At 45.6% G+C, this 3,446-nt stretch carries 4 protein-coding genes and 1 pseudogene; all 5 read left to right on the plus strand.

What is annotated here, in order from left to right:
- A pseudogene (locus tag ACYC56_RS13455) lies at positions 1 to 144 on the plus strand (HslU--HslV peptidase proteolytic subunit); the annotation flags it as partial.
- A gap of 9 nt (positions 145 to 153) precedes the next feature.
- Positions 154 to 1,524 (plus strand): ATP-dependent protease ATPase subunit HslU, encoded by a 1,371-nt coding sequence (gene hslU / locus ACYC56_RS13460; RefSeq protein ID WP_461374687.1) that lies wholly within the window; start codon positions 154 to 156, stop codon positions 1,522 to 1,524.
- A 58-nt stretch (positions 1,525 to 1,582) separates the two neighbouring features.
- Complete coding sequence (gene argB, locus ACYC56_RS13465; protein WP_461374688.1) at positions 1,583 to 2,431, plus strand: acetylglutamate kinase; 849 nt, start codon at positions 1,583 to 1,585, stop codon at positions 2,429 to 2,431.
- A 15-nt stretch (positions 2,432 to 2,446) separates the two neighbouring features.
- Positions 2,447 to 3,064 carry an aminotransferase class III-fold pyridoxal phosphate-dependent enzyme gene (locus tag ACYC56_RS13470; protein ID WP_461374689.1) on the plus strand — a complete coding sequence of 206 codons (618 nt, stop codon included), beginning with the start codon at positions 2,447 to 2,449 and terminating at the stop codon, positions 3,062 to 3,064.
- On the plus strand, positions 3,001 to 3,446 hold a 446-nt coding region (locus tag ACYC56_RS13475; protein WP_461374690.1), incomplete at its 3' end, for an aminotransferase class III-fold pyridoxal phosphate-dependent enzyme. The genes ACYC56_RS13470 and ACYC56_RS13475, both read left to right, overlap by 64 nt.

A 3,446-nucleotide genomic window follows, 5' to 3' on the forward strand; every position in this document is an offset into this window, starting at 1 on the left:
GGCGGTATGTACGCGCTTGCCGCGGCGCGCGCTTTAAGCAGGTTTACGGACAAGTCCGCGCATGAAATTGTGGCTGAATCAATGAAGATTGCTTCGGAAATATGTATCTATACAAACGACAATATCACAATAGAAGAACTATAGGGGAATAAGATGGCAAAAGAATTTACACCAAAAGAGATAGTAGAACAGCTTGATAAATATATCATAGGTCAGGATAATGCAAAAAAAGCCGTGGCGGTCGCGCTGCGTAACAGGATAAGGCGCCAGAAACTTCCGGCTGATATGCAGGAAGAAGTGACGCCGAAGAATATTCTGATGATAGGGCCCACCGGCGTGGGTAAAACAGAAATTGCGCGCAGGCTTGCAAAACTTGTACGCGCGCCTTTTATTAAAGTGGAAGCGTCAAAGTTTACCGAAGTGGGCTACGTGGGCCGTGACGTGGAATCAATTGTAAAGGATATAATGCAGGCGGGCGTTAATATGGTGCGCGACGACCATATGGCCATGGTGAAAGTAAAAGCGGAAGGGCTTGTTGAAGACAGGCTGCTGGATCTTTTAGTGCCGCCGGTAAGGCAGCAGAAAAAATCAATGATGACCGAAGAAGAAATAGAGCAGCAGAAGCAGGAAACTGAAAGATTTAAGGACACAAGGGAAAAATTCAGGCAGCAGTTAAAACGCGGCGAGATGGAAGAAAAATATGTGGAGATAAACACAAGGCCAAGGCAGGCGCCCATGTTTGAAATAATGTCGGGGCAGTCAATGGAAGATATTGGAATGGGGCTGCAGGACATGATGGAAAATCTGGGCGGCGGTAAGGTTAAAAAGAAAAAAGTGACAATACGGGAAGCCAGGGCAATTATACTGGAAGAAGAAACAGCTAAACTTGTGGACATGGACAAGGTGACAAAAGAAGCGCTTGAACTTGTGCAGGGAAACGGTATTGTTTTCATTGATGAACTTGATAAAATAGCAAGCAGCAGCGCCCACGGCAGCGGTATTGATGTTTCGCGCGAAGGCGTGCAGCGCGACATACTTCCTATAGTGGAAGGCACAACTGTCATGACAAAATACGGCACGGTAAGGACAGACCACATACTTTTCATAGCGGCGGGTGCGTTTCATGTTTCCAAACCGTCGGATTTAATACCGGAACTGCAGGGCAGGTTTCCGATAAGGGTGGAACTTAGCAGCCTGACACAGAACGATTTTGAACGCATATTAAAAGAGCCGGAAAATTCGCTTATTAAACAGTATTCGGCGCTGCTTGAAACGGATGACGTAAAACTTGATTTTGACGACGGCTCAATTTCGGCTTTGGCGCAGCTTGCGTTTGAAGTAAATGAGACCACGGAAAATATCGGCGCAAGAAGGCTGCATACTATAATAGAAAAGGTGCTGGAAGACGTGCTGTTTGAAGCGCCTTACGGAAAAAAAGAAAAACGCCTTGTCACCAAGGACTGGGTGGAAGGCAAGTTGAAAGACATGGTAAAGGACAGGGATTTAAGCAAGTATATTCTTTAAAGGCGGCAGCTCGGCAGCTCAGAGGCTCGGCAGCTCAGCAGACAATAAGGAGCGAAAAATGGTAAACGCTATTGAAAAGGCACGTGTACTTACAGAGGCGCTTCCGTACATTAAGAAATTCACGGGCGCCACATTTGTCATAAAATACGGCGGCAGCGCCATGGCAGAAGAAAAGTTTAAAAACTTTTTCATGGAAGACGTGGCCCTGCTTAATTATGTGGGCGTACGCACGGTTTTGGTACACGGCGGCGGCGATGAAATTTCCGCCATGGCAAAAAAACTTGGCAAAGAAGCGGTCTTTGTGCAGGGGCACAGGGTAACGGATAAGGAAATGCTTGATATCGCGTCCATGGTGCTTATCGGAAAAGTTAATAAGGATATTGTCCGCAGCTTAAACCTTCACAACCTGAATGCAATTGGTTTGTCCGGCAAGGACGGCAACCTGCTTATAGCTAAGAAAAAAAAGGAAGGCAAAGTGGATATAGGTTTTGTGGGCGAAGTTACAAAAGTAAACACCGGTCTTTTAGACGCGCTTGAAGAAAAAGGATACCTGCCCGTTATTGCGCCCATAGGCACGGACGCGCAGGGCAACGGTTATAACATAAACGCGGATCTGGCAGCGGCAGAAGTGGCAAAAGCGCTTAAAGCGGACAAGCTTATTTATATTACAGACACTGACGGAGTGAAATTACACGGCAAATATGTGGCTACGCTGCGCGTCGGCGATATCGCAAAGAATATTAAAAACAAACAGATAACAGGCGGCATGATTCCCAAACTTAACTCTGCCAAAGAAACGGTGGCGGCAGGCGTAAAGAAAGTGCACATTATAAACGGGACAAAAGAACACTCTATGCTGCTTGAAATATTTACTAAGGAGGGAACAGGCACTGAAATAGTGAAATAAGCGTCTGATAAAATCATGAATAAAAAATTAAAAGCTGATGACAAAAAATACATAGGCAATACTTTCAAGCGTTACGACGCTGTCTTTGCAAAGGGCAGCGGCGCGGTAATAACAGATACTGCCGGGAAAAAGTATATAGACCTTCTGGCTGGTGTTGCGGTAAACCTTCTTGGGTATAATAATCCCGCGGTCAACGCGGCTATGACAGCGCAGATAAAAAAATACACGCATACTTCCAACTGGTTCTACAGCGAAAATCAGATTAAGCTGGCGGAACTGCTTGTAAAAAATTCTTTCGGCAGCAAAGTTTTTTATGTAAACTCCGGCGCGGAAGCAACCGAAGTGGCAATTAAGATAGCCCGCAAGTGGGGTGTTCTGCATAAGAACGGCGCGTATAAAGTGATAACAATGCGCAACAGCTTTCACGGAAGGACAATTGCGGCCCTTACGGCAACAGCGCAGGAAAAGTTTCACAAGTATTTAAAGCCGCTTCCGGAAGGGTTTATGCGGAATTTAATGATGTCTCTTCCGTGGAAAAACTTATTGATGAAAAAACAGCTGCTGTCCTGGTGGAACCCATACAGGCAGAAGGCGGAGTGCTGCTTCCAAATAAAGAGTATTTTAAAGAATTAAAAGCGCTGTGCGAAAAAAAGAATGTCCTTTTAATCGCGGATGAAGTGCAGACAGGGCTTGGCCGCACGGGAAAACTTTTTGCATACCAGAATTTTGGGTTTGAACCCGATATGATGACTCTTGGAAAAGGTTTGGGCGGCGGGCTTCCGCTGTCAGCTGTTGTAATTTCCGAAAAAATTGAAGATGTCTATACTGTAGGCGACCACGGCACCACAATGGGCGGAAATCCTGTGGCGTGCGCCGCGGGTTACGCGACATTAAAACAGATAAACACAAAACCAATGTTAAAAGCGGCGATGACAAAAGGCAGTTATATAATGAAGAGTTTAATGAAGCTTAATAACCCGCGGATTAAGGATGTAAGGGGAATGGGTCTGATTAT

The organism is Candidatus Aquicultor sp. (assembly GCF_054640775.1).